Below are 26,125 nucleotides of genomic sequence, written 5' to 3'. Positions count from 1 at the left end.
ACTCCTGGGGGCCGGTCGGCTCGGGTGCCGGACGATAGCGCCCGGCCCGCCGGATGCAACCGTTCTGCCGAGTCAGTCGTCGCTATCGGTGCGCGGCTTCACATGGCCCTTCAGCACGGCAAAGGGCGAGATCTCGGCTGTTTCCTCCGGGGCCTCGAACACGGCCCCCGGCTTGCGCGGAAACGGGTTAAGCGCCAGCGACAGATGTTCCAGCACATGGCGACTCAGGTCGATCCGCCCGTCGGTGACCAGATCGGGCGCATCCTCCTCCAGACTTACCTCGACCTCGGGGCTGGCGGCGTCCTCATCGGCCTCGACCAGATCCAGGCCAAAGGTCTCGTCGATCTGCTCCTCGACCGGCTCCAGCGTCAGGCCACAGGCCTGGACGGCCTCGGCCGTCAGGCGCCCCGACAGGTGCCAGCCCGCGCGCGAGGGCACCAGCGTCAGCTCGGCCTCGAACCGGGGCAGGTCGAGGATCTTCAGCCACCTGGCGATGGTCCGGCGGGCCTCGGCATCGGGGGCCAGGCTGAAGGTCCGCTTCTCGCCGATCTGGTTGATGCGGACGGCCTCGAGCAGGACGGGCGGCTGGGCACTCATGCGGACACTCCGGCCCAGTCGGGGGCCTTCAAACAGGATTCGACCGGCTGGGCTGCCAGACGGGCCCGGCTTTCCAGCGCATAGGCGGCCAGCCAGGGCGCATGCCCTGCCCCGGCGCCCGCATAGACATTGCGGTCCAGCGCCTCGGTCAGGCCTGCGGCATAGTTCGCGCGAAGCGGCGTCTCATAGGCCTGCATGCGCCCATACAGGGCCTCGCCCAGCTTGCGCATCTTTTTTGAGACAGCGACGTCGCCGACGCCCAGTTCGCGCAGGGCGTTATCCAGCGCCGAGACATAGGTGTCGAACAGGTCCTGCGCCGCATCGCGCGCACCCGGCGTGTCCTCGTCGCGTAGCCGCAGCACCAGCAGCAGGACGTGCAGGGTATAAAGTTCGAATCGCGCGTCGATCCGGTCATCGACGCCGTGGTCGACGTAGAATTCGCGCGCACGGGCCCGGGAGACCGCCAGCCCATAGGCGTCACGCCCCGGCGTGGCCTTTTCCTTGAGCCCCAGAAGATTTTTCAGCATGATCATACGGCCCCTTTTCCGCCGCGACGTTGAACTAGGACGCAGCAGGGTCTAGGTCAAAGACCTTGTATTGTCGCAGGCGCTGTCCATGAACCGTTCCAAGTCCCTCGTCGCCGCTCTCGTCCTGTCCGCCGGGCTTGTCGCCTGTGCCCCGGTCGTAGGTGTGCATGGCTTTCAGGCCATCGACGTGAAGCCCGCCGACATCGCGGTCGGCACAGATACCAAGGAAACCGTGCTGGCCCAGCTGGGCTCGCCGTCGGCCACTTCGGTCTTCGAGGACGACAGCGTCTGGTACTACATCAGCCAGACAACGCGGAAATACACCTTCAACCGGGCCTTCATCGCGCAACGCAATGTGACCGAGATCACCTTCGACGGCGCCGGCAATGTCGCGGGCGTGCGTACCCTCGGCCTCGAAGACGGTCAGGAAGTCGCCATGAACCGCAACGAGACCCCGACCCGCGGTCGCGAGCTGACCATCATCGAACAGCTGCTCGGCAACGTCGGCCGCGGCCAGCTGCCCCGCACCGACGAGGACGTCCCCGGCCAGCGCCGCCCGGACTGACCTTTCATATTCCCACACAGAACAACGCCCCGGAGATTGCTCTCCGGGGCGTTTTCAGTTTCAGGCATGGGTGGCCTTGATCAGCCGATATTCCCGCTGGCCAGCACGGCCAGCAGCAGCAGGGCCACGATGTTCGTGATCTTGATCATCGGGTTCACGGCCGGGCCGGACGTATCCTTGTAGGGATCGCCAACCGTATCGCCGGTCACCGCAGCCTTGTGGGCCTCGGATCCCTTGCCGTGCAGCACGCCGTTCGAGTCGGTGAAGCCCTCCTCGATCACCTTCTTGGCGTTGTCCCAGGCGCCGCCGCCCGAGGTCATCGAGATGGCCACGAACAGACCCGTGACGATCACCCCCATCAGCATGGCGCCCAGCGCGGCAAAGGCCGTGGCCTTGTCCGAGATCGCCAGGATGCCGACGAACAGCACGATCGGCGACAGCACCGGCAGCAGGGACGGGACGATCATTTCCCGGATCGCGGCCTTGGTCAGGATGTCGACCGCCTTGCCGTATTCGGGCTTGGTCTCATAGGTCATGATGCCCGGGTTCTCGCGGAACTGGCGGCGCACCTCGGCCACGACCGACTCGGCCGCGCGTCCGACCGCCATCATCGACATGCCACCGAACAGGAAGGGCAGCAGCCCCCCGAACAGCAGGCCAACCACGACATAGGGATTGGTCAGGCCGAAGTTGATCTCGCCCATCCCGGCAAAGAACGGATAGAGCTCCGGATTGGCCGAGAAATAGTCGAGGTCAGAGGTGTAGGCGGCAAACAGAACCAGCGCGCCGAGGCCCGCCGAACCGATGGCATAGCCCTTGGTCACGGCCTTGGTGGTGTTGCCGACAGCGTCGAGCGCGTCGGTCGAGGTGCGCACCTCGGCCGGCAGACCCGCCATCTCGGCAATGCCTCCGGCGTTGTCGGTGACCGGACCGAAGGCGTCCAGCGCCACGATCATCCCCGCCACACCCAGCATGGTGGTGGTGGCAATGGCGATGCCGAACAGGCCCGCCAGCTGATAGCTGGTGACGATACCCACGATGATCGTCAGCGCCGGCAGGGCCGTGGACTCCAGCGAGACCGCCAGACCCTGGATGACATTGGTGCCGTGACCCGAGACCGAGGCATTGGCCACCGACCGCACGGGACGGAAGTTCGACCCCGTATAGTATTCGGTGATCACCACGATGGCGGCCGTGACCGCCAGACCGACCAGACCGGCCCAGAACAGGTTCATGGGCTCGATGATCCGCTCGCCTGCCTGACCGCCCAGCGCCGTCACCGGTCCACCGACCATCTGGTCGACCACGAACCACAGCGCCGCGACCGACAGCACGCCGGTCACGATCAGCCCCTGGTACAGGGCCCCCATGATGTTGTTGGACTTGCCCAGACGGACGAAGAAGCTGCCGATGATCGAGGTCACGATACAGACGCCGCAGATCGCCAGCGGCAGCAGCATCATCACATCGACATACGGCTGGTCGCGGAAGAAGATCGCCGCCAGCACCATGGTGGCGACCGTGGTCACCGCATAGGTCTCGAACAGGTCGGCCGCCATACCGGCGCAGTCGCCGACGTTGTCGCCCACATTGTCGGCGATGGTCGCGGCGTTGCGGGGGTCATCCTCGGGGATGCCGGCCTCGACCTTGCCGACCATGTCGCCGCCGACGTCCGCACCCTTGGTGAAGATGCCGCCGCCCAGACGGGCAAAGATCGAGATCAGCGAGGCGCCAAAGCCCAGCGCCACCAGACCGTCGATCACTTCACGACCGGTCCGCTCCAGACCCATCATCTCGGTCATGATCGCATAATAGCCCGCGACCCCGATCAGGGCGCCGCCCGCCACGAACAGGCCGGTGATGGCGCCCGAGCGGAACGCCAGATCCAGACCCTTGGACAGGCTTTCCGAGGCGGCCTGGGCCGTGCGCACATTGGCCCGCACCGAGATCAGCATCCCGGCATAGCCTGCCGCGCCCGAAAGTACGGCGCCGATCACAAAGCCGATGGCGGCCCATTCGCCGATCAGAAAATAGGCAGCGATCAGGATCACGATCCCGACCAGGCCGATGGTGGTGTACTGGCGCTTCAGATAGGCCGAGGCCCCTTCCTGGATCGCGGCCGCGATCTCGCGCATCTTGTCATTGCCGGTTGAGGCCTTCATCAGCGCGGCGGTCTGGACGAGTCCGTAAAGGATCCCCAGCGCGCCTGCGGCGATGACCAGCCACAGATAGTTTGTCATGGCGTTTCCGTACCCTGTTCATGCAAGGCGCCCGGACCCTTGGCGCGGCGGGCTTTTCGCCTCTGTCCGCCTTCCGGTCCCCCCGTGCGCGATGGACGCGAGCTTGCGTCCTTCGGGATTGCGGCGGAAACGTGCCAAATGCCCGGACGAATCGCAACAGCAGAACGCTGATCAGCCGGTGGGAATGCCCGTACGTCGGCGGGGTGCCTGATGCAGGACCTCGACCCGGGCGACCTTACCCTGCCCGGCGATACGCGTCGCTGACGCCATCAGGCTGCGCGACAGGGCCGCCGTGTCCAGCTGTGACCAGTCATCAGCAAGCGTAAAGGGCGTCCGGTGGGCCGCCTTGACCAGCGCATCGCGAAAGTGCGCATCCTTGGCCCGGACGGTCTCCATCACGGCCGATGCCGACAGATGCAGCCGGATGCTGACGAACACATAGTTGCGAATCCGCCCGCCCGAGATCACCGGCAGGCCCACGCCCTGCAGGTTGACGACAGCGGCGGCGGGCTTTTCGTCGCCCCCGGCCAGCGCCGGTCCGGCGACGCCCATACCCAGCCCGGCGCCTATAAGCGAAAGAAGATGTCTGCGATCCATACCTTTGCATAACCGGCGCAGGTTAGAATTCCGTTGCCGCGCTAGCGATGCACCCAGCCGGCCTGTTCGATCGGCACGGGCTCGCCCAGATAGCGGGCGTGAACGCCGTCGCCGGCCCTGACCTCACCGATGCGAGTCAGGCGCAGGTGGAGCCGCTCGGCCTCACGTCGCAGGGCCGATTCGTGGCCGGGCCGCGCGGTAAAGGCGATCTCATAGTCGTCGCCTCCGGTGGCCAGCTGCGACAGGGCCTGGACCGCATCGGCCCGACCGTCGAACCAGGCCTGGGCCGCCAGCGACAGGGGTAGGCTCTCAAGCTGCATTTCCAGCCCGACCCCGCTCGCCCGCGCCAGATGCCCCAGATCACCGATCAGGCCGTCCGACACGTCCAGCGCCGCGCTGGCATGCTCAAGGATCGCAGTCGCAAAGGCTGTGCGCGGCAGAGGCCGGCGATAGTGCTCCACCAGCGCCGCAAGCCGCGCAGGCTCAAGATGCAAAAGCTCCCGCGCAGCTCGCAGGCCCAGCCAGCCCTCGCCGACCGTGCCCGTGACAAACACCAGATCTCCGGGCTGGGCCCCGGCCCGACCGACAATCCGGCCTTTCGCCGCCCAGCCCATCAGGGTGATCGAGAACGAGGCCGGTCCCGGCGTCGAGACCGTGTCTCCGCCCAGCAGGGCCACGCCAAACTCCACTTGATCCCGGGCCAATCCCTCGACGAAGGCCTTGCGCTCCGGCCAGCCGCAACGCTCGGACCAGTGGCACGCCAGCAGATAGCCGAACGGCTCGGCGCCCTTGGCGGCCAGATCCGACAGGTTCACGCGCAGCAGCTTCTGGGCGACCGTATCCAGCGGATCGGTGGCGAGGAAATGCACCCCCTCGACCAGGGCGTCCTTGGTCACCACCAGATCATGCCCCTTGCGTGAAGGGATCAGGGCCACATCATCGGCCAGCCCCCGGCCCCATTCGGGGTGGGCCAGCGGCGCAAGCAATCGGCGGATGGTCTCAAACTCGTCGGCGACGTCGACCGCCGGCATCAGGACCGCGTGTCGCGCGCCACCCCGTCCAGGGCAGCATTGACGAACTTGGCCTCGGCATCGTCGAAGAAGGCCTTGGCCAGCTCCACATATTCATCGATGACGATTTCGAGGGCGACCTCGGGCTTGCGCATCAGCTCCCACGCCCCGGAGCGCAGCAGCGCACGCAGGGTGGCGTCCAGCCGTTCGATCTTCCAGTTCGAGGCCAGACGCGCACGAATGGCGGCATCGACGGCCTTCTGCTCGGTCACGACGCCGCGCACGACATCGGCGAACCAGGCCTCATCGGCCTCGGCCAGCATCTGTCCTTCGATGTCCCCGTCGAAGCGGTGGCGCGAAAACTCCTCAATGACGGTGTCGACGCCCTCTCCGGCCAGCTCCATCTGATAGAGGGCCTGCACGGCGGCCAACCGCGCAACCGTGCGCGCGCGGCGCTGACGCGACGTCAGCGTGTCCCCGGACTTCTCGTCCAGAAGGTCGAGGATGGATTTGAGGCTGTTCGGTTCGGTCACCGGTTCAGTCCTACGCGCAACCGCTTCTTCAGGGCAATCATCTCCAGACACGCACGGGCGGCACCGCCCCCCTTGTCGCCTTCACTACGGCGGGCCCGGGCCCAGGCCTGATCCTCGTCTTCGGTGGTCAGAATGCCGTTGCCAATCGACAGGCCCTTGATGCTCAGGTTCATCAGGCCGGCCGCCGACTGGTCCGAAACGATCTCGAAATGATAGGTCTCACCCCGGATCACACAGCCCAGCGCCACATAGCCGTCATAGCGCGGCGCGGTCGGGTAACGCCCCGCCTCCTCGGCCGCAGCAATCGCGCCCGGCACCTCAAGCGCACCGAGCACGGTGACGACATCATACTGCACGCCCTGGGCCTTCAGCGCGTCCGCCGCGCCGTCCAGCAGGGCATCGGCCAGTTCGTCATAGAACCGCGCCTCGACGATCAGAATACGATCGGGATCCTTCACGCCACCGGTTCTCCATCCATGTCACGCCAGCCGACAATGCGCAGGCCATAGCCCTCCAGCGCGGTCGGATTGGGGCGGGTCGAGCTCATCACAATCATGTCGCGCACGCCGAGGTCCTTCAGGATCTGTGCCCCCACGCCATAGTTCCGGATCGACCGGTCCACGGCCTGGGGCCGGGGGGCGCCCATCAGCCGTTCGGCCAGACCATGCAGTTCCGGATCGCGCAGGAAGACGACCACGCCGGCTCCGCCATGGTCACTAATGGTCTTCATCGCCTTGGGCACATAGTCCTGACGGCCCTCGACATGGCCCAGCAGATCCGCAGCAAAGTCCACCTGATGCATGCGCACCAGGGTCGGCTTCGACGGATCGACCTTTCCGCTGACCAGGGCGACGTGTTCCACGCCCTCGATCGTGTTGCGGTACAGGACCATGCGGAACGGGCCGCCGTGGATGCTGTCGAAATCGGTGTCCAGTACCCGCTCAACAAAGGTTTCGGTGCGGCGGCGATAGGCGATCAGGTCGGCGATCGTGCCGATCTTGATGCCGTGCAGCTGGGAAAAGGCGACCAGATCCGGCATGCGGGCCATTGTGCCGTCGTCATTCATGATCTCGCAGATCACCCCGGCGGGCGTCAGCCCGGCCATGCGGCTGATGTCGACCGCGGCCTCCGTATGGCCGGTGCGCACCAGAACCCCGCCATCACGCGCCACCAGCGGAAACACATGGCCCGGCGAGACCAGATCGTCCGCGCCCCGGTTCGGATCCACCGCGATCTGAACCGTGCGGGCCCGGTCGGCGGCCGAAATGCCGGTCGTCACGCCCTCCTTCGCCTCGATCGAGACGGTGAAGGCCGTGCCCATGCTCTCGCGGTTCTCGGCGGCCATCGGCGGCAGGCGCAGCTGCCGCGCCCGGTCCGCGGTGATGGCCAGACAGATCAGGCCGCGCGCGTGCTTGGCCATGAAGTTGATCTGGTCGGGCGTGGCGAACTGGGCCGGGATGATGACATCGCCCTCGTTTTCACGATCCTCGGCATCCACAAGGATATAGGGCCGCCCGTTGCGGGCGTCCTCGATGATGTCCTCGATGGGGCTGATCGGGGTGTCGGTCTGGTGCGCGGTTTGCATCATTGCGTCTCCTGCCACCTGGCAAGGTAACGCGCCAGCATGTCGATCTCCAGATTGACGGAATTTCCGACCTGAAGCCCGCCCAGCGTCGTGTGATCCCAGGTGTGGGGAATAATATTCAGGCCAAAGGACTGACCCTCGACCTCGTTCACCGTCAGCGACACGCCATCGACCGTGATCGACCCCTTGGCGGCGATATAGCGATGCAGCGGCGCTGGTGCCTCGATCACCAGCCGGTGCGAACCGCCCTCAGGGGTGATTGACTGGACCGTGCCCAGGCCATCGACGTGGCCCGAGACGATATGGCCGCCCAGTTCGTCGCCCAGCTTCGCGGCCCGCTCCAGATTGATGCGCGTGCCCTCGGCCCAGTCCCCCAGCGTCGTCTTCGACAGGGTCTCGCCCGAGACCTCCACTGCGAACCAGCCGGACCCCTTTTCGGTGACCGTCAGGCAGCAGCCCGCATGGCTGATCGAGGCGCCGAGTTCGATCGTGGCCGTGTCGAAGCCGGTCTCGATCTCATAGCGGTGATCGCGCGCGGTGGCCTGGATGCGGCGCACCCGACCCACATCTGTGACGATGCCGGTGAACATTCAGATCCTTTCAAGCCGCTCCCACAGATCGTCACCGACGACCTGGACGGCCTTGCGCCGAAACTTGGGGGCATCCGCCAGCTTTGCAAGCGACAGGGCGGCGACACAGGGCCGTCCCTCGCTGCCCAGCAGGATCGGCGCGCGAAACCATTCCAGCCGGTCGACCAGGTTTTCACGCAGGAAAGAGGCCGCCACCTCCCCTCCGCCTTCGATCAGCACCGAACGAATGCCGCGCGCATACAGGGTGTCGAGGACGGCATGGAGGTTCGCGCGGCCGTCCAACTCGACAACCTCTACCACTTCGGCCTGACCGATGGGGCGCGGTTCAACCGTGGTCAGGATCAGGCTGTTACCCTCTGCGACCTGTGCCGTCGCGGGCGTTCGCAACCGGCTGTCCAACACCACGCGCAGGGGCTGGGGCCCGCTATAGTCGGGTAGCCGAACCGTCAGCGCCGGGTCGTCCGCCAGCACGGTGCCAATGCCCACCAGAACCGCGTCATGACAGGCTCTCAGCCGGTGCCCTTCAAGCCTTGCCGCCTCGCCCGTGATCCACTGCGACTCGCCCGACGCCATGGCGATACGGCCATCCAGCGAGGTGGCCAGCTTCAGCGTCACGGTCGGGCGCCCGGTCATTCCGGCGCGCCGTCGCCACCCGGCTTGTCGTCATTATAGCCCTCGTCGCCGAGGAAGCGGGCGAAGTCGCCCGTGTGCCGGAAGTCTTTGTAAACAGAGGCATAGCGGACATAGGCCACCTCATCGAGCCCCTTCAGCGCCTTCATGATGAAGTCGCCGACCACGCTGGACGGGATCTCCGTCTCGCCGAGGCTCTCCAGCTGGCGCACGATCCGGCTGACCATCTGCTCGATCTGGTCGGGTTGGACCGGCCGCTTGCGCAGCGCAATCCCCAGCGACCGCTCCAGCTTGTCGCGGTCGAACGGCGTGCGGCGCCCGTTCCGCTTCAGGATCACCAGCTCGCGCAACTGCACCCGTTCGAACGTCGTGAACCGGCCGCTGCACTGCGGGCAGGACCGACGTCTGCGGATCGCCGCCCCGTCATCGGACGGCCGGCTGTCCTTCACCTGGGTATCAGCGTGACCGCAGAAGGGACATTTCATCAGACGGTTATCCGTAAATGGAGAAGCGACGCGTGAGCTCGCGCACCTCTCCCGCCACGCGACGCGAGACCTCGGGATCGGCCTCGTCGCCGCCCTTCATGCTGTCGATGACATCGGCGATCCAGTGACCGACCTGCTGGAACTCGCCCACGCCAAAGCCGCGCGTCGTGCCCGCAGGAGTCCCCAGACGAACACCCGACGTCACCGTGAAGGGCGCCGTATCGAACGGCACGCCATTCTTGTTGCAGGTCATCAGGGCGTGCTCCAGCGCCGCCTCGGTCGCCTTGCCCGTCACGCCCTTGGGCCGCAGGTCGACCAGCATCAGATGGCTGTCGGTGCCGCCCGACACGATGGCAGCGCCGCGCTCGACCAGCACGGCCGCCAGTGCCCGGGCATTGTCGACCACCTGCTGGGCATAGGTCTTGAACTCCGGCTTCAGCGCCTCCCCAAAGGCCACGGCCTTGGCCGCGATCACATGCTCCAGCGGTCCACCCTGCAGGCCGGGGAAGACGGCCGAGTTGATCTTCTTGCCCAGATCGATGTCGTTCGACAGCACCATGCCGCCGCGCGGCCCGCGCAGCGTCTTGTGCGTCGTGGTCGTCACCACATGGGCGTGCGGCAGCGGGTCGGGATAGACGCCGCCCGCGATCAGGCCGGCGTAATGGGCCATGTCGACCATCAGATACGCCCCGACGCTGTCGGCGATCTCACGGAACCGCGCAAAGTCGATGTGGCGGCTGTAGGCACTGGCCCCGGCGATGATCAGCTTCGGCTTTTCGCGCTCGGCCATCTCGGCCACATTGTCATAGTCGATCAGGTGGTCGTCCTGGCGCACCGTATAGGTCACGGGCCGGAACCACTTGCCCGACTGGTTGGCCGGTGACCCGTGGGTCAGGTGCCCGCCCGCCGCCAGATCCATGCCGAGGAAGGTATCGCCCGGCTGCAGCAGGCTCATGAACACCGCCTGATTGGCCTGCGCGCCCGAGTGCGGCTGGACGTTGGCAAAGGCACAGCCGAACAACGCCTTGGCCCGCTCCCGCGCCAGGTTCTCGGTCACATCGACGTACTCGCAGCCGCCGTAATAGCGACGGCCCGGATAGCCCTCGGCATATTTGTTGGTCAGGACCGACCCCTGCGCCTCCAGCACCGCCTTCGAGACGATGTTTTCCGACGCGATCAGCTCGATCTGTTCCTTCTGCCGGGCCAGCTCGCCCTGGATGCCGCCGAAGATGTCCGGATCGGCCTCGGCCAGTGTGCGCGAGAAGAAGGCGTCATGGGTATGAGCAGTCACGGCAGTCCCCGAATTCGATGATGAACCTATCTAGGCCTCACACGGGGCGACCACAACATCTTGTGGTCAGCGCGCCGCCAGCGCCCGTTTCAGCTTGGCCAGCGCAATCCGCTCAAGCCCGTGGCGCTCAGCGACCGGTCCCACGGCCGAGACCTCGACGCCGGACGCCACATGCACGACCGAACATTTCAGATACGCACCGTTGCGGACAAACTCGACGATCACCTCGCCGGGGACAGACCGGTCGTCAGGCGACGGCAGGGAGGCGCGCCACGTTGCAGTGGGTCCACAGCTTGTCCATCGCCGTGACCAGCGCGTCCATCATGCCGTCGTCGTGGTTCGGCGAGGGCGTGAAGCGCAGGCGCTCGGTGCCCTTGGGCACGGTCGGATAGTTGATCGGCTGGACATAGATGCCGTGCTCTTCCAGCAGCATGTCCGAGATCATCTTGCAGTGTACCGGATTGCCCACATGCACCGGCACGATGTGGCTCTCGGACGGCATCACCGGGATGCCGGCGGCCAGGAACCGCTCCTTCAGCGCCTGGGCCCGGGCCTGATGCGCCGCGCGCAGTTCCGGGTGGGCCTTCAGGTGACGCACCGAGGCCAGTGCCCCCGCGGTCAGGGCCGGCGGCAGGCTGGTGGTGAAGATGAAGCCCGCGGCCCAGCTGCGCACGGCATCGATGATCAGGGCGTCGGCGGCGATATAGCCCCCCATCACGCCGATGGCCTTGCCGAGGGTGCATTCGATGATGTCGATCTGGTCCAGCACGCCGTCGCGCTCGGCGATGCCCGCGCCGGTGTCGCCATACAGGCCCACGGCATGGACCTCGTCCAGATAGGTCAGGGCGCCATATTTCCTGGCCAGCGCAAGGGTGCCGGCCAGGTCGGCGATGTCGCCGTCCATGGAATAGACGCTCTCGAACGCGATCAGCTTGGGCGCATCGGGCGGCGCCGCCGCCAGCAGGGCCTCCAGATGCTCCAGATCATTGTGCTGATAGATGTGCCGCTCACAGCCGCCGTTGCGGATGCCCGCAATCATCGAGGCATGGTTCAGGCTGTCGGAGAAGATGATCAGCCCCGGCATGATCCGTTGAAGGGTCGTCAGGGTCGCCTCATTGGCCACATAGCCCGAGGTGAACAGCAGTGCCGCTTCCTTGTGGTGCCAGGCGGCCAGCTCGGCCTCGAGATCGACCGCCGAACGGGTCGTGCCCGAGATGTTGCGCGTGCCCCCGGCCCCGGCGCCGACCGAATCGATCTCGGCCTGCATGGCGGTCAGCACCTCGGGGTGCTGGCCCATGCCCAGATAATCGTTCGAGCACCAGACCACGACGTCCTGCTCGGTGCCGTCATCCCGACGCCAGACCGCGCGCGGAAACTGGCCACGCACACGCTTCAGGTCGGCGAAGACGCGATAGCGCCCCTCGGCCCGGACCTGGTCCACGGCGTTTCCAAAGGCGGCCTTATAATCGAACAAGATCGGCGGTCTTTCGCTTATGCATTCCGGACGCGGTTCTTTTGCGCTCCGGACGGCTGAAAGTCCATGTTCAGACTGCGGCGAATTGGCCGCAAACCCTTAATTGATAACGGTTCTCAATCTCGGCCGTCAGCCCTTCGGCAGCTCGTCCAGCTTGCCGCGCAGCAGTTGCAGGATGGCCGAGAAATCCCGCCCGCCATAGCCCAGCCGATCGAACATCTGGAACAGGGCTTCGGTCTGGGCGCCCAGCGGGGTCGAGGCCCCGGCCTTGGCCGCCGCATCCTGCGCCAGCTTCAGATCCTTGAGCATCATGGCCGTGGCAAACCCGCCGTCATATTTGCGGTTCGACGGCGCCGTCGGCACCGGCCCGGGCCAGGGGTAGTAGGTCGTCGTCGACCAGCTCTGACCCGAGGATTTGGAGACGATGTCGAACATCTTGACCGGGTCCAGACCCAGTTTTTCGGCCAGACCGATGGCCTCGCATGTGCCCAGCATGGTGATGCCGAGGATCATGTTGTTGCAGATCTTGGCCGCCTGCCCTGCCCCGTGGTCGCCGGCCCGGAAGGTGGCGCGGCTCATCGGCTCCAGCGCCGGCTCAATCCGGGCAAAATCGCCCTCGTCACAGCCGACCATGAAGGCCAGGGTCCCGGCATCCGCCGCCATGGTCCCGCCCGAGACCGGCGCATCGGCAAAGGCATAGCCGGCCTCCTTCGCCAGACCTGCGACCTTGCGCGCCGTGTCGACGTCGATGGTCGAACAGTCCAGCAACACGGCGCTCGACGGCGCGGCCCCGATGATCTGTTCGGAATAGACCTTCAGCACATGCGGCCCCGCGGGCAGCATGGTGATGACGATGTCGGCGTCCTTGACCGCCTCCACGACCGAGCCGGCGGCCTCGCAGCCGGCTTCCACCGCGCGCGCCATCGCCGCTTCGGACAGGTCGAACGCCAGGACCTTGCGGCCCGCCTTGGCCTGGTTGGCGGCCATGCCCCCGCCCATGTTTCCCAGTCCGATGAAGGCGATGGTCTCGGTCATGTCGGCGTCTCCCTCTGGTCGCGTTTCTTGCGCGGAGGGTTAGCCGCTCAGGCCTCGCAAGGCCAGTGTGACCTTAGTCGGGCTTCCGGAAGCGCAGCATGAACTGGCTGGTGTTCCCGCGGATGGACGGGTCGAAGACATTGGCCGTCAACGGGTCCGCCGGTCGCATCAGCCCATCCGACTCCCCGTCCAGGACAAAACCGGCTGCGGTGACCTCGCGCACCACCTGGTCCCGGTCGATCCGGTGCAGCGTGTCGGCGACCGAGGCATCGGCACCCGTCACCGCCGCATGGTCTATGATCACATAGTAGCCGCCGGGCTTCAGCGCCGCGTAGGCCGCAGCATTGACCCGCTCCGCCGTCCCGTCGGGGAAGGCATCGAGATGCAGATCGTGATAGTTCTGGGCGGTGAAGATCACGTCCGCGCCGCCCGGCCAATCCGGGGCGTTGATCGCCGAGCCCGCCCCGGTCACGTTTGGCAGGGCGTCGGCCGCCGTCAACGCCACGCCATAGTCCGCACTGAAGGCGACAAACTCATCCGGCTGCCAGGCCGTCACATGGCCCTCGGGGCCGACCGCCGCGGCAAACGCCCGGGTGAAGAAGCCGCCACCGATCATCAGGTCGATGACCCGGTCACCCGGTTCGACCCGGGCAAAGGCCAGGGTTTCCGCCGTCATGCGGCTGGCATCGCGGGCACGGTCCTCATCGGTGCGCGGCGGCCCGACCAGCGCAGCCTCGATCACCGCCACGCGCGTCGCGTCGGATGGTCCGAACATGCCCATCGAGCCACAGGCCGACAGGGCCAAAGCCGCGCAGGCGGCCAGCAGGGTGATTTTCCGCATCATCGTTCCTCCCGCGCTATGCATGGCGCGAGGGCGAGCTTAACCGCTTATCGAACGGCGGTCAGCCCGGCTTGCGGAAGCGATAGACGAACTGGTCGGTCTGGCCGCGGATCGATTCGTCGAACACGCTGACGGTGCGGTCATCGTCCGGGTTGGCCAGGGCCTGGCTGGCGCCTTCAAAGACAAAGCCCGCGGCCTCGACCTCGGCCTTCAGGAAGTCGCCCTCGATCCGGTGCAGGCTCTGCACTTCGGTGTTGCCCGTTCCGGCGCGGCCCGAGTGGTCGATCACCACATAGAGGCCGCCGGGCTTCAGCGCGTCATAGACGGCGCGGTTCATCCGGGCGACGTCCACGCCAAAGGCCGGAATGTGGAAGTCGTGATATTCTTGGCTCATGAACACGACGTCGAGCGGGGTGTCGAAGCGCATCTCGTCCAGCAGGCCGACGACCGGCACGACATTGCCATAGGTCTCGGCCAAGGCGTCGGCATAGGGCTTTTCACGCTCGGCCGTACGCGTCGGCACAAAGGCATAGACCCGGCCCTCGTCACCCACGGCCGGGGCGAACAGGCGGGTGTAATAGCCCTCCTCCGGCCGGATGTCGGCCACGTGGTCACCGGGGCTGATCTCGGAAAAAACCATGACCTGCAGCGGCATCCGCAGCGAGTCGCGGGCGCGGTCCTCTTCGGGACGCCGCGAGTCTGACAGCGCCATGGCCACCCGGGTATCGGCCCGGGCCGAGTTCGGAGAGGTCGAGGTGATGACCGTCCGCCCCCCGCCGTCATTGGCGACGATGATACAGCCCGAGGCCATCAGCCCCACAGCCGCAGCAGTGATCAGTCCCAGTTGACGGCGCATGGCCATCCTCCCCGTCCATTCGAAAACTCTGGCACAGGCTTACGCCAGTTGCGGCAAGGGCGTCCATTCCTCATCGGCCGACAGCGGCGCAAACAGGGCGTCCAGCGTCTCGTCGGTCACGCCCTCGATGCTGGCGGGCGACCATTTCGGCGCATTGTCCTTGTCGACGATCACGGCGCGCACGCCTTCCTGAAAGTCATGGGTGCGCACCACCCGGCCACCCAGCCGGTATTCCATGGCCATATTGTCGGCAAAGCTGTCCAGCGTCGCTCCCGTGCGCAGCTGGCGCAGGGTGACCTTCATCGACTGGGGGGACTTGGTCTTCAGCGTCGCCAGCTGGGCGCTCGCCCACTCCGAGCCGTCGGCCTCCAGCGCCGCGAAGATCTCTTCCAGCGTATCAAAGCCGAACAGCCGGTCGATCGCCGGCAGGTGGGCCTCGATCGGGGCCTCGCCCGCATCATCCTCCAGCCCATCGGCGACGTCCGCCGGATGGGCCGGATCGGCGGCCAGAATGGACCGGAAGGCCTCGACCGCATCGGCGGGCAGATAGTGGCTGTGAATGCCCAGAAACACCGTGTCCGCCGCCTTCAGCCGCGCTCCGGTCAGGGCCAGCCAGGTCCCGACAAAGCCCGGCAGACGCGGCAGGAACCAGCCGCCCCCGACATCGGGGAACAGGCCGATGCCCGTTTCCGGCATGGCATAGGTCGTGCGCTCGGTCGCGATCCGCACCTCGGCCGGCTCGGAAATGCCCACGCCGCCGCCCATGACGATGCCGTCCACCAGCGCCGTCACCGGCTTGGGATATTCGAACAGCAGGTGGTTCAGCCGATATTCCGCATGGAAGAAGGCCTTGGCCTCCGACGCATCCCCCGCCCCGCTTTCGGCGATCATGCGGATATCGCCCCCGGCACAGAAGCCGCGCTCGCCCGCATGGTCGATCAGCACGGACTTGACCGCCGGATCGTCCTTCCATGCCAGCAGCGCCGCGATCATGGCGTCGCACATGCACTTGTTCAGCGCATGGATGGCCTTCGGCCGGTTCAACGTTATCCGGCCCAGACCGGACTGGATACGCGCGAGGATTTCAGGTTCGTCGGTCATGATATCGCTCACTGCCGCATCATCTCCCGCGCGGTGATCACGCGCATGATCTCATTGGTGCCCTCAAGGATGCGGTGCACCCGCAGGTCGCGGACGATGCGCTCCAGCGGATAGTCCTTCAGATAGCCATAGCCGCCGTGCAGCTGCAGCGCCTCGTCGGCGATCTGGAAACAGGCGTCGGTGGCCAGCCGTTTGGCCATGGCGCACCATTTGGTCTTTTCCGGGTGGTTTGTGTCGATGGCCCAGGCGCCGCGCAGCACCATCAGGCGCGCGGCCTCCAGTTGGGTCGCCATGTCCGCCAGCTTGAACTGGGTGTTCTGGAAGTCGCCGATCGGCTTGCCGAACTGCTTGCGGCTGGCGACGTAGTCCTGCGCCGTCTCCAGCGCCAGACGCGCCCCGCCCAGCGAACAGGCGGCGATGTTCAACCGCCCGCCGTCCAGACCCATCATGGCATAGCGGAAGCCATGCCCTTCCTGACCCATCAGGTTTTCGGCCGGCACGCGGCAATCATCGAACTGGACGATGGCGGTCGGCTGGCTGTTCCAGCCCATCTTGCGCTCCTGCCCACCGAAGCTGAGGCCCGGCGCGTCCTTGTCGACGACGAAGGTCGAAATGCCCTTGGGTCCGTCCACCCCCGTCCGCGCCATCACCACATAGACGTCGCTGGTGCCCGCGCCCGAGATGAAGGCCTTGGAGCCGTTCAGCACCCAGTGGTCGCCGTCGCGCACCGCCGTGGTGCGCAGCGCCGCCGCATCCGAGCCCGAACCCGGCTCGGTCAGGCAGTAGCTGGCGATCTTCTCCATGGTCACCAGCGCCGGCACATAGCGGGCGCGCAGTTCGGCCGAGCCGACGCTGTCGATCATCCAGGTCGCCATATTGTGGATCGAGATGAAGGCGGCGGTCGAAACATCGCCGCGCGACAGCTCCTCGAAGATCACCGCCGATTCGACCCGGCCCAGGGCCATGCCGCCGTGCTCCTCGCCGGTGTAGATCCCGCAGAATCCCATCTCGGCGGCCTGGCGCATGACGTCGACCGGGAAATGTTTGGTCTCGTCCCATTCGGCGCTGTGTGGCGCCAGCTCGGCCTCAGCAAAGGCGCGGGCGGCGTCCTGAATGGCGCGCTGGTCTTCGGTCAGGGCGAAATCCATGGGGGTCCTCTCATCTGTCGTTGCGGCCTTCTAGACCATGGAACGGCAAACTGAACCCCCTCGGGCCGCCCGGATGGCTTCTCCCCCCGCCCGGCAAAGGCTATGAGGCCCCATGTCCAAGCTCGTCTTTCCCGCCAGCTTCCCCCTGACCCGCGGTCGCCGCCTGCGCAGCCAGCCCTGGGTGCGACGTCTGGTCGCCGAGACCACCCTGACCCCGGCCGATCTGGTCTGGCCGCTGATCCTGCACGACGGCAAGGCCGACCGGGTGCCGGTGGCCACCCTGCCCGGCGTCGACCGGCTGTCGACAGCGGCCGCCGTCGAGGCCGCGCGCCAGGCCCGCGATCTGGGAATCCCCGCCGTTGCCCTGTTTCCCAATATCGACAACCAGCTGAAGGATGCGGTCGGCACCGAGGCCACCAATCCCGACGGCCTGGTCCCCGAGACCATCCGCGCCATCAAGTCGGCCGTGCCCGAGATCGGCGTCATCACCGATGTTGCGCTGGACTGCTACACCGACCACGGCCACGACGGCATCGTCGAGGACGGCCGGATCGTCAATGACGGTTCGCTGGAGCGGCTGGCGGAACAGGCCTTCATCCACGCGCATGCCGGGGCCGATGTCGTCGCCCCCTCCGACATGATGGACGGGCGAGTGCAGGCCATCCGCGAGGCTCTAGAAGCCAACGAATATCAGGATGTTATGATCTTGTCCTATGCCGCCAAATACGCTTCAGCCTTCTACGGACCCTATCGCGACGCGGTCGGTTCGGCCCGCGCCCTGATCGGCGACAAGCGCACCTATCAGATGGACCCTGCCAATTCCGACGAGGCCCTGCGCGAGGTGGCCATGGACCTGGCCGAGGGCGCCGATGCCGTCATGGTCAAGCCGGGATCCCTGTATCTCGATATAATCCAGCGAGTTCGCGACACCTTCTCCGTCCCGGTATTCGCCTATCAGGTGTCCGGTGAGTACGCTATGATGCAGGGCGCCATCGACGCCGGCTGGCTGGACGAGGAGCGCGCTATCCTCGAAAGCCTCGGCGCGTTCAAGCGTGCGGGCTGTTCCGGGGTGCTGACCTATTTCGCGCCGCGCGTCGCTGAATGGCTGAACCGCTGACCGCTTGACAGACGCGCACTGTCACCGGATTTACGCCGAACGCTGTTAACCAGCCTGATCAGTTCAACGGGGGGACATCATGGGTCTGTTTGGCTTGGGCAAAAAACCCGTGCGTCCCGGAGTGGCGGTTCTTGAGAGAGAGGCGCCGACGCCTGAACCCGAGGCCCCGGCCCACGCTGGCCCCACGCCCGATCAGGCCCTCGCCGAGCTGAAGGCCGGCAACGACGCCTTCCTGCGCGGCGAAAACAACCTCGGCTACGTCAAGGTCGACGATCTGGAGCCGCTGCAGGGTGGCCAGAACCCGATCGCCACCATCGTCGGATGCGCCGACAGTCGGACGCCGCCGACAATCCTGTTTAATCAGGGATTTGGAAGACTGTTTTCCATTCGGGTCGCAGGCAATACGGTGGACCGCCGGGGCCTCGCCTCGATCGTCTATGCGGTCAAACACCTGAACTGCCCGTTGGTGGTGGTCATGGGGCACACCGGCTGCGGCGCCGTGGCGGCGGCCGAGGCCATCGTCGACGGGGTCATGCCGCTGGATCCCTCGCTGGAAGAGATGATCGTGCCGATCATTCCCGCCGTGCTGGAAGCCCGCCGGTCAGATGCGACCGACATGGCCGTCCGCGCTGTCGAGCTGAACGCCCAGCGGGTCGCCGACAAGCTGCGCGTGGCCGATGCCTCGCTGGCCGATGCACTGGAGGCGGGCACCCTCAAGGTCGTCGCCGCCGTCAAACAGATGCATTCGGGTGAGGTGAAATTCCTCGTCTAGGTGCGCTTGCGCGCCTGCAGTCGGGCCGCAAGGCTTGAGGTATCCCAGCGGGTGCCGCCCATCGCCTGCACCTCGGAATAGAACTGGTCGACCAGGGCGGTAACGGCCAGATGGCTGCCGTTGGCGCGGGCCTCCTCCAGCACCAGCCCCAGATCCTTGCGCATCCAGTCGACCGCAAAGCCAAAGTCGAACTGGCCCGCCGCCGCGGTCTTCCAGCGGTTGTCCATCTGCCAGCTCTGGGCCGCGCCCTGCGAAATGGCCTCATAGACGGCATCGGTGTCGAGACCGGCGCTCTGGGCGAAATGCACCGCCTCGGCCAGCCCCTGGACCACACCGGCGATGGCGATCTGGTTCGCCATCTTGGTCAGCTGACCGCTGCCCGCCGGGCCCATGTGCTTGATGGCCTTGGCGTAAACGGCCAGCACCGGCTCGACTCGGGCCAGCGCATCGGCATCGCCGCCGATCATGATGCTGAGCTTGCCCGCCTCGGCCCCGGCCTGGCCGCCCGAGACCGGCGCGTCGAGGAAGGCGACGCCCCGCTCGGCCACCCGCTCCGCCATCTCGCGCGCTACCTTGGCCGAGGTGGTGGTGTGATCCACGATCACGGCACCCGGGGCCAGCTCCGGCAGGGCCGCGCCCACGACCTCGCGCACGTCGTCATCATTGCCGACACACAGGATGAACAGGTCCACGCCCCGCGCGGCCTCGGCTGCGGTTGCCGCCGCCGTCCCGCCGGTCTTCTGCGCCCAGGCCTCGGCCTTGGCCGCACTGCGGTTATGGCCCGTGACCATATGCCCCGCCGCGATCAGATGGCCGGCCATGGGCGCGCCCATCACGCCCAGTCCGGAAAATGCGATCTTCATTCCACGCCCTCCTGGATGCGTCCGTAGCGGCCCCGGAAGAAGGTCAGGCCGGCGCCCTCCCGGGCCTCGAAATGGGTCACCCGTCCGACCAGAATCTGATGATCCCCCATGGGGATTTGCTCGTGCAGCACACAGTCGAACCGCGCCAGCGCGCCCCTGAGCACCGGCGCCCCCGTCTCGGCCCGATCGATTTCTTCGGCCGACAGGCGACAGTCACCCCGGCTGAATCGATCCGCCCAATCGGCTTCATCCGCCTCCAGCACGTGGACCGAAAAGGGCCGTCCATCCAGAAACGCCCCGGCCCGCTCGGCGCTGTCGTCCAGACACCACAGCAACAGCCGCGGCTCCAGCGACACCGAGGTCACCGAGTTCACAGTCATGCCGACCGCGCCCTCGGGGCCGTCGACGGTCACGACACAGACGCCGGTGGCAAAGGCCCCCATGGCGCGGCGATAGGCACGGGCGTCGACGCCGTCAGGTTCAGAAAGGGAAATGTCGGTCACGCGGCGACCTTAGCGTCCGGGCTTGCGCATACAAGCCGGGCGACACGGGAAACGTCGCCTTAACCTTGATCGCCCAAGACTGCCCCGAATCCAGTGAGGCGCCCATGTCCCTGAGCGATCGTCCGATCCTCATCAAGAAGGTCAAGAAGGTTGCGGGACACGGCCACCACGGCGGGGCGTGGAAGGTCGCCTACGCCGACTTCGTGACGGCCATGATGGCCTTCTTCCTGCTGATGTGGCTGGTCAACGCCACCGACCCTGAACAGAAGAAGGGCATCGCCGAGTATTTCGCTCCGGCCAGCATTTCGGCCACCACCTCGGGCTCCGGCGGCATTCTGGGCGGAACGTCTTTGGGCGACGACGGGCCCAAGAGCTCGGGCTCGATGTCGGTGATCACCCAGATGGCGCCCGAGGCCCCCGAGGCCCCGGATCAGGCCGGCCAGAACAGCAATCTGGCCGCCGCCAGCGAGGACCAGTTACGCGAGGAGATTGCCCGCCGCGAGGCCTCCGACTTTGCCAGCGCTGCGGAATCGCTGCGTCAGGCCATGCAGTCCATGCCCGAACTGGCCGAACTGTCGAAACAACTGATCATCGACCAGACGCCTGAAGGCCTGCGCATCCAGATCGTCGATCAGGAAGGCCGCTCGATGTTCGAGGAAAACTCGGCCCGCCCGAACGCCCGCGCCCAGATCCTGCTGCGGGCCGTGGCGCGGATCATCACGGCCCTGCCCAACCGCATCTCGATCACCGGTCACACCAGTTCGGTCGCCGGCTCGAACCGCTCCAGCGCGCCTGCGGACTGGAGCCTGTCGGCCCGCCGCGCCGACGCCGCCCGCCTGATCCTCGAAGGGGCCGGCGTCGATGTCGACCGCATCTATTCGGTGAACGGCAAGGCGGGGTCCGACCCGCTCTATCCCGACGACCCCAGTCTGGCGGGCAACCGGCGCATCTCGATCATCCTGCTGCGCGAGGCGCCGGTCCTGCCCAGCGACACCAGCCTGTGACAGCGGCCCCCGCCCTTCGCGCCTTGATGGCGAAGGGCCTTGCGCCGGGGCCCGGACTGGTCTCCCATCGCGCCATGCATGGTGCGCGTCTGACAGACATTGCAGGCCATCCCCGCGACCGGGAATGCGGAGCGCGGCCATGACCCGGCATGTGCCCCAGCGCCAGCTGCGCTTCTATCTGACAGCCATGGCGCCCTGCCCCTATCTGCCGGGTCGGATCGAACGCAAGGTGTTCGCCAATCTGCCCTTCAGCGACGGTGCCTGGGTCAATGACGAACTGACACAGGCCGGTTTCCGCCGCAGCCAGAACATCGCCTATCGCCCGGCCTGCGAAGGATGCGACGCCTGTGTCTCGGTGCGGGTGCCGGTCTGCGGCTTTGCGGCCTCGCGCTCGCAAAAGCGCATCCTGCAGCGCAATGCCGACCTGACCCGCGATCAGGTCGAGGCCGAGGCAACCATGGAGCAGTTCGATCTGCTGCGCCGATATCTACTGGCGCGCCATGCTGGCGGCGGCATGAGCGACATGGGCTGGGACGACTATGTCGCCATGGTTGAGGACACGGCCGTGCGCACCCATCTGATCGAATACCGCCTGCCCGCCATCGGCGCCGGGCCGGGCGATCTGGTCGGTGTCGTGCTGACCGACATGCTCTCGGACGGCCTGTCGATGGTCTACAGCTTCTTTGATCCGCTGCTGGCGCGCCGCAGCCTCGGCCAGTTCGCCATCCTCGACCACCTGGTGCAGGCGCGCGAACAGGCTCTGCCGTTCGTCTATCTGGGCTACTGGATCCAGGGCTCAGCGAAAATGGACTACAAGGCCCGCCTGCGCCCGCTTCAGGCCCTGACCCGCGAGGGCTGGCGCGACCTGCCCTAGCCGGCGCTCGGCACCGAGGTTGAGGGGGCGTAGGTCTGCTGCGACCACGGCCCGGAATCGCGTCCCCCACCGAACTTCACCAGCGCCTCGATCCGCTTCGAGATCGGCGGATGGGTGGCGAACAGGCCCATGATCCCGGCCTTGTCGGGCTGATTGTCGAGGAACATGCCTTGCACCTCGTCGGGCGCCTTCAGCGTGGAGCGCCCCTCGATCTTGCGCAGCGCCGAGATCATCGAATCGGGGTTCTTGGTCAGCTCGACCGCGCCCGCATCGGCCACGAACTCGCGCGTGCGCGACAGCATCATCCGGATGACGAAGGCGAGGGCAAAGCCGATCGCGGCGATGGCAATTCCGATCAGGATCAGCGGTCCGGCATTCTTGTTGCCTCGCCCGCCGCGCGCAAAGAACAGGCCCCGGAAGACCAGCTCGGCCATGACGCTCAGAATGCCGGCAAAGATGGAGGCGATCACCATCGTCCGCACATCCTTGTTGATCACATGGGTCAGCTCATGGGCCAGCACCGCCTCGACCTCGTCACGGGTCAGGGTGTTGATCAGGCCCCGGGTGACAGTCACGCTATAGCGGCCCTCATGCAGGCCCGAGGCATAGGCATTCAGCTGATCCGTCTCGATGATGCGCAGGGTCGGGGTCTGCAGGCCGCGGGAAATCGCCAGATTCTCGAGCAGATTATAGAGTTCCGGATTGTCCCGCCGCTCGACCTTTTTGGCCCCGGTCATGGCGTCGATCATCGCCTGACTGCCGAAATAGGCGATGGCGAACCAGATCGCGGCCATCACGGCGGCGGCCGGCACCGTCCAGCCCAGCATGCGCCCGGCCAGCGCCATGTCGTCACCCAGGGTGCCGCCGCTGCCGGGTATGATCCCGAACCCCATCAGCACCAGCTGCAGGCCATACAGAACCAGCACCAACAGCACCGGGAACATGGCCAGCAACACGATCGAGCGGGTGTTGTTCGCCCAGATATGGGTCTGGAGCCCGACGGCCTGCATGGATCCTAGAACTGCACCGACGGCGGGGCGGCGGTCATGGCCGCGCGCTCGCCCTCGCCAACGTCAAAAAACGGCTTGTCCGACCCGAAGCCCACGAGCCCGGCGAACAGCACGGTCGGGAACTGACGGCGGACGGCGTTGAACTCGGACACCGCATTGTTGAAGAACCGGCGGGCGGCGGCCAGCTTGTTCTCGATGTCCGACAGCTCGGTCTGCAGCTGCTGGAAATTGGTGTTGGCCTTCAGGTCCGGATAGGCCTCGGACACGGCAAACAGTCGGCCGAGCGTGGCGGTCAGCATGTTCTCGGCTTCGACCTTGTCATTGACCGAGGTCGCGCCCGCCGCAGCGGCTCGCGCCTGGGTGACGGCATCCAGCGTGGCCCGCTCGTGGGTGGCATAGCCCTTCACCGTCTCGACCAGATTGGGGATCAGGTCCTGCCGCTGCTTCAGCTGCACATCGATGTCGGCGAACGACTGGTCCGCGCGCTGATCCAGCGCCACCAGCTTGTTGTAGCCGCCGACAACGACGAACAGGATGAGGACGACGATAACGCCGATGACGATCCAGGTGATCATGGGCCGGTTCCTTTGATTGCGAGCTCCCTTATCGCGCGAACCGGCCCCCGCACCCAAATGAAATCGAGTTTATTTCCGGACCGGTCCCCGCAGCCTCAACGGAATTTGCGCAGGCCGCGAGGTCCCTGACGCCCCACGGCGGCGCGTTTGCCGATCCAGTCACGCCAGTCGGGCCAGTTGCGGCGACGCCCGCCGCCATCAACCCAGTCCGGCCCCGTCTCTTCGGCAAAGACCGTGGCATCGGCCATGCCGCCTTGACGATAGGACTGGAACTTCACGCCCTTGCCGCGGCTCATCTCCGGCAGCTCCGACAACGGGAAGACCAGCGTCTTGATGTTGTCGCCGATTACCGCGACGTGGTCGCCGGTGACGCGCAGGCAGACCGCCATCTCGCCGTTCAGCACCTGTTTGCCGCCGCGCTTCTGGGCCAGCAACTCATCTTCCGGCGCGATGAAGCCATAGCCGGCCTTTGACGCCACCATCAGCTTCGCCCCCGGCTGGTACGCGAAAAGGGCCACGATCTCGACGCCTTCCTCCAGATCGATCATCAGACGGATCGGCTCGCCATGACCGCGTCCCGACGCCAGCTTGTCGGCCCCGATCGTGAAAATGCGCCCGTCGGTCGCCGCCACCAGCAGCTTGTCGGTCGTAAAGGCCGGCACCAGGAAGGCGAGGCTGTCGCCCTCCTTGAACTTCAGCTCGGACGGGTCCTCGACCTTGCCCTTGGCCGCCCGGATCCAGCCCCGCTCGGACAGGACGACCGTGATGGCCTCACGCGGGATGAAGGCTTCGATCGGCGCGCTGGCGCCACCCTCCGGGGCCTCGCCAAAGATCGTCCGGCGCGGCGACGGCAGCGCCTTGCGCACTTCGGCCAGATCCTTGCCGATGCGCTTCCACTGCCGCGACGGCGAATCCATCAGGGCCCGCAGCCCGGCCAGTTCCTCGGCCAATTCCTTGTATTCGGTCTCGATGGCCAGCTCTTCCAGCCGCGCCAGTTGCCGCAGCCGGGTATCCAGCACAAAGTCCGCCTGCACCTCGGTCAGGTTCAGCCGCGCGATCAGCGCTGCCTTGGGCTGTTCCTCCTCGCGGACAATGCGGATGACCTCATCGATATTGAGGAAGACAATCCGTAGCCCTTCCAACAGATGCAGTCGCTTTTCAATGCGTTCTGCACGCCAGTTCGAGCGACGGATCAGCACCTCGCGCCGGTGATCCAGGAACGCCTGCAGACATGCCTTCAGCCCCATCACCCCCGGCGTGCCCGTGGCATCCAGCACATTGATGTTGACCGGCACACGGACCTCGAGGTCAGACAGCCGGAACAGGCTTTCCATCAGCACCTCGGGCTCGACGGTGCGGGCACGCGGGTCCAGCACCAGCCGGATGTCTTCGGCCGACTCATCGCGCACATCGCCCAGCAGCGGCGCCTTCTTCTGGTCGATGAGATCGGCCAGGGTCTCGATCAGCCGGCCCTTCTGCACCTGATACGGGATCTCGGTGACCACGATGCGCCAAGTGCCACGCTCCAGATGCTCGACTTCCCAGCGGGCGCGCAGGCGGAGGCCCCCACGTCCGGTCTCATAGGTCTCCAGCAGCGAGGCCTTGCCCTCGACCAGCACGCCCCCGGTCGGGAAATCCGGCCCCGGCATATGCTGCATCAGGGTCTCGGTCGAGGCCTCGGGGTCCTCCAGCAGGATCAGACAGGTCTCGATCAGCTCGCCGACATTGTGAGGCGGGATGGAGGTCGCCATCCCCACGGCAATGCCCGACGAGCCATTGGCCAGCAGGTTCGGAAAGCCCGCCGGCAGGACCACGGGCTCCTGATCCTGATCGTCATAGGTGGGGCGAAAGTCGACCGCATTCTGGTCGATCCCCTCCATCAGCAGCACTGCCGCCGGCGTCAGCTTGCACTCGGTGTAGCGCATGGCCGCCGCGTTATCGCCGTCGATATTGCCGAAATTCCCCTGCCCGTCGACCAGCGGATAGCGCTGGGCAAAGGCCTGGGCCATGCGCACCAGGGCGTCATAGATCGAGGCGTCCCCGTGCGGGTGATAGCCGCCCATGACGTCGCCCACGACCTTGGCGCATTTGCGCGCCGCCGCCTGCGGGTTCAGCCGCATCTGATGCATCGCGTACAGGATGCGCCGGTGCACGGGCTTGAAGCCGTCCCGCACATCGGGCAACGCGCGGTTGGTGATGGTCGACAGCGCATAGGCCAGATAGCGACGCGACAGGGCGTCTCCCATCGGCTCATCAACGATACGGCCGCCGTCCGGCGGAGGGGTGTGCAAGGTCATGGTAT

Annotated in this window: 29 protein-coding genes; 5 read left to right on the top strand and 24 right to left on the bottom strand. The window is 66.4% G+C overall.

Going from position 1 to position 26,125, the window contains the following annotated elements; all coding sequences use genetic code 11:
- Positions 1-72: 72 nt before the first annotated feature.
- Both B4K74_RS04000 and B4K74_RS03995 read right to left on the bottom strand, forming a co-directional pair.
- A complete protein-coding gene (locus B4K74_RS04000; protein ID WP_123286486.1) occupies positions 73-597 on the bottom strand; it encodes a YceD family protein in 525 nt (174 codons plus the stop codon).
- On the bottom strand, positions 594-1,124 hold the full coding sequence (locus tag B4K74_RS03995; protein ID WP_286691850.1) for a ubiquinol-cytochrome C chaperone family protein: 531 nt from the start codon (positions 1,122-1,124) through the stop codon (positions 594-596). Before B4K74_RS03995 ends, B4K74_RS04000 begins: the two co-directional genes overlap by 4 nt.
- Before the next feature lie 88 nt (positions 1,125-1,212).
- On the opposite strand from B4K74_RS03995, the gene B4K74_RS03990 reads away from it, so the two are divergent.
- Positions 1,213-1,689, top strand: coding sequence for an outer membrane protein assembly factor BamE (locus B4K74_RS03990; protein WP_286691849.1), 477 nt, complete (start codon positions 1,213-1,215; stop codon positions 1,687-1,689).
- A gap of 80 nt (positions 1,690-1,769) precedes the next feature.
- Here the strand turns inward: B4K74_RS03990 and B4K74_RS03985 are convergent, their stop codons facing one another.
- The 17 genes from B4K74_RS03985 to B4K74_RS03905 form a co-directional block, all read right to left on the bottom strand.
- Positions 1,770-3,929, bottom strand: coding sequence for a sodium-translocating pyrophosphatase (locus B4K74_RS03985; protein ID WP_286691848.1), 2,160 nt, complete (start codon positions 3,927-3,929; stop codon positions 1,770-1,772).
- Between the two features lie 171 nt (positions 3,930-4,100).
- The gene (locus B4K74_RS03980; protein ID WP_286691847.1) at positions 4,101-4,526 is read right to left on the bottom strand and encodes a hypothetical protein; all 426 of its coding nucleotides are present in this window, start codon (positions 4,524-4,526) and stop codon (positions 4,101-4,103) included.
- A gap of 41 nt (positions 4,527-4,567) precedes the next feature.
- On the bottom strand, positions 4,568-5,557 hold the full coding sequence (gene thiL / locus B4K74_RS03975; protein WP_286691846.1) for a thiamine-phosphate kinase: 990 nt from the start codon (positions 5,555-5,557) through the stop codon (positions 4,568-4,570).
- On the bottom strand, positions 5,557-6,069 hold the full coding sequence (gene nusB / locus B4K74_RS03970; RefSeq protein ID WP_123286481.1) for a transcription antitermination factor NusB: 513 nt from the start codon (positions 6,067-6,069) through the stop codon (positions 5,557-5,559). Before nusB ends, thiL begins: the two co-directional genes overlap by 1 nt.
- A complete protein-coding gene (ribH, locus tag B4K74_RS03965) occupies positions 6,066-6,527 on the bottom strand; it encodes a 6,7-dimethyl-8-ribityllumazine synthase (protein ID WP_286691845.1) in 462 nt (153 codons plus the stop codon). Before ribH ends, nusB begins: the two co-directional genes overlap by 4 nt.
- Positions 6,524-7,654 carry a 3,4-dihydroxy-2-butanone-4-phosphate synthase gene (gene ribB, locus B4K74_RS03960; protein ID WP_414630925.1) on the bottom strand — a complete coding sequence of 377 codons (1,131 nt, stop codon included), beginning with the start codon at positions 7,652-7,654 and terminating at the stop codon, positions 6,524-6,526. Before ribB ends, ribH begins: the two co-directional genes overlap by 4 nt.
- A complete protein-coding gene (locus B4K74_RS03955) occupies positions 7,654-8,244 on the bottom strand; it encodes a riboflavin synthase (RefSeq protein WP_286691843.1) in 591 nt (196 codons plus the stop codon). The genes ribB and B4K74_RS03955 overlap by 1 nt, the downstream gene beginning before the upstream one ends.
- A complete protein-coding gene (gene ribD, locus B4K74_RS03950; protein WP_286691842.1) occupies positions 8,245-8,877 on the bottom strand; it encodes a bifunctional diaminohydroxyphosphoribosylaminopyrimidine deaminase/5-amino-6-(5-phosphoribosylamino)uracil reductase RibD in 633 nt (210 codons plus the stop codon).
- On the bottom strand, positions 8,874-9,359 hold the full coding sequence (gene nrdR / locus B4K74_RS03945; RefSeq protein ID WP_123286476.1) for a transcriptional regulator NrdR: 486 nt from the start codon (positions 9,357-9,359) through the stop codon (positions 8,874-8,876). The genes ribD and nrdR overlap by 4 nt, the downstream gene beginning before the upstream one ends.
- A 7-nt stretch (positions 9,360-9,366) precedes the next feature.
- Positions 9,367-10,650, bottom strand: a complete 1,284-nt coding sequence (gene glyA, locus B4K74_RS03940; RefSeq protein ID WP_286691841.1) for a serine hydroxymethyltransferase — start codon at positions 10,648-10,650, stop codon at positions 9,367-9,369.
- 66 nt (positions 10,651-10,716) lie between these two features.
- Complete coding sequence (locus B4K74_RS03935; RefSeq protein ID WP_286691840.1) at positions 10,717-10,875, bottom strand: DUF6898 family protein; 159 nt, start codon at positions 10,873-10,875, stop codon at positions 10,717-10,719.
- Positions 10,876-10,897: 22 nt separating this feature from the next.
- Positions 10,898-12,124, bottom strand: coding sequence for a 5-aminolevulinate synthase (gene hemA, locus B4K74_RS03930; protein ID WP_286691839.1), 1,227 nt, complete (start codon positions 12,122-12,124; stop codon positions 10,898-10,900).
- A gap of 129 nt (positions 12,125-12,253) precedes the next feature.
- Positions 12,254-13,159 (bottom strand): 3-hydroxyisobutyrate dehydrogenase, encoded by a 906-nt coding sequence (gene mmsB, locus B4K74_RS03925; protein WP_286691838.1) that lies wholly within the window; start codon positions 13,157-13,159, stop codon positions 12,254-12,256.
- A 73-nt stretch (positions 13,160-13,232) separates the two neighbouring features.
- On the bottom strand, positions 13,233-14,003 hold the full coding sequence (locus B4K74_RS03920; protein WP_286691837.1) for a class I SAM-dependent methyltransferase: 771 nt from the start codon (positions 14,001-14,003) through the stop codon (positions 13,233-13,235).
- 58 nt (positions 14,004-14,061) lie between these two features.
- Positions 14,062-14,856 (bottom strand): class I SAM-dependent methyltransferase, encoded by a 795-nt coding sequence (locus tag B4K74_RS03915; RefSeq protein ID WP_286691836.1) that lies wholly within the window; start codon positions 14,854-14,856, stop codon positions 14,062-14,064.
- A 39-nt stretch (positions 14,857-14,895) separates the two neighbouring features.
- Positions 14,896-15,957, bottom strand: a complete 1,062-nt coding sequence (locus B4K74_RS03910) for an enoyl-CoA hydratase/isomerase family protein (RefSeq protein ID WP_286691835.1) — start codon at positions 15,955-15,957, stop codon at positions 14,896-14,898.
- An 8-nt stretch (positions 15,958-15,965) separates the two neighbouring features.
- A complete protein-coding gene (locus B4K74_RS03905) occupies positions 15,966-17,105 on the bottom strand; it encodes an isobutyryl-CoA dehydrogenase (protein WP_286691834.1) in 1,140 nt (379 codons plus the stop codon).
- 112 nt (positions 17,106-17,217) lie between these two features.
- Between B4K74_RS03905 and hemB the strand changes: the two genes are divergently transcribed.
- Both hemB and B4K74_RS03895 read left to right on the top strand, forming a co-directional pair.
- Complete coding sequence (gene hemB / locus B4K74_RS03900) at positions 17,218-18,222, top strand: porphobilinogen synthase (RefSeq protein ID WP_286691833.1); 1,005 nt, start codon at positions 17,218-17,220, stop codon at positions 18,220-18,222.
- 79 nt (positions 18,223-18,301) lie between these two features.
- On the top strand, positions 18,302-18,994 hold the full coding sequence (locus tag B4K74_RS03895) for a carbonic anhydrase (protein ID WP_286691832.1): 693 nt from the start codon (positions 18,302-18,304) through the stop codon (positions 18,992-18,994).
- Here the strand turns inward: B4K74_RS03895 and B4K74_RS03890 are convergent.
- Both B4K74_RS03890 and B4K74_RS03885 read right to left on the bottom strand, forming a co-directional pair.
- Positions 18,991-19,857, bottom strand: a complete 867-nt coding sequence (locus tag B4K74_RS03890; RefSeq protein WP_286691831.1) for an NAD(P)-dependent oxidoreductase — start codon at positions 19,855-19,857, stop codon at positions 18,991-18,993. The genes B4K74_RS03895 and B4K74_RS03890 overlap by 4 nt on opposite strands.
- Positions 19,854-20,360, bottom strand: coding sequence for a flavin reductase family protein (locus tag B4K74_RS03885; protein WP_286691830.1), 507 nt, complete (start codon positions 20,358-20,360; stop codon positions 19,854-19,856). Before B4K74_RS03885 ends, B4K74_RS03890 begins: the two co-directional genes overlap by 4 nt.
- Before the next feature lie 104 nt (positions 20,361-20,464).
- Here B4K74_RS03885 and B4K74_RS03880 point away from each other — a divergent pair, with 104 nt between their 5' ends.
- Both B4K74_RS03880 and B4K74_RS03875 read left to right on the top strand, forming a co-directional pair.
- Complete coding sequence (locus tag B4K74_RS03880; protein WP_286691829.1) at positions 20,465-21,364, top strand: flagellar motor protein MotB; 900 nt, start codon at positions 20,465-20,467, stop codon at positions 21,362-21,364.
- 139 nt (positions 21,365-21,503) lie between these two features.
- Positions 21,504-22,238, top strand: a complete 735-nt coding sequence (locus B4K74_RS03875; protein ID WP_286691828.1) for an arginyltransferase — start codon at positions 21,504-21,506, stop codon at positions 22,236-22,238.
- Here B4K74_RS03875 and B4K74_RS03870 read toward each other — a convergent pair.
- The 3 genes from B4K74_RS03870 to parC form a co-directional block, all read right to left on the bottom strand.
- Positions 22,235-23,248: a M48 family metallopeptidase gene (locus B4K74_RS03870; RefSeq protein ID WP_286691827.1), complete on the bottom strand. Its 1,014-nt coding sequence runs from the start codon at positions 23,246-23,248 to the stop codon at positions 22,235-22,237. The two genes, B4K74_RS03875 and B4K74_RS03870, sit on opposite strands and share 4 nt — an antisense overlap.
- 5 nt (positions 23,249-23,253) lie before the next feature.
- Positions 23,254-23,823: a LemA family protein gene (locus B4K74_RS03865; protein ID WP_123286460.1), complete on the bottom strand. Its 570-nt coding sequence runs from the start codon at positions 23,821-23,823 to the stop codon at positions 23,254-23,256.
- Between the two features lie 95 nt (positions 23,824-23,918).
- Complete coding sequence (gene parC, locus B4K74_RS03860; protein ID WP_286691826.1) at positions 23,919-26,120, bottom strand: DNA topoisomerase IV subunit A; 2,202 nt, start codon at positions 26,118-26,120, stop codon at positions 23,919-23,921.
- Between the last annotated feature and the right edge of the window lie 5 nt (positions 26,121-26,125).

The organism is Brevundimonas sp. UBA2503 (assembly GCF_002341485.1).
In the GTDB taxonomy this organism is placed as follows: domain Bacteria; phylum Pseudomonadota; class Alphaproteobacteria; order Caulobacterales; family Caulobacteraceae; genus Brevundimonas; species Brevundimonas halotolerans.
Note: the sequence above shows the minus strand (reverse complement) of the source record. Positions and strands in the feature narration are given on the sequence as shown.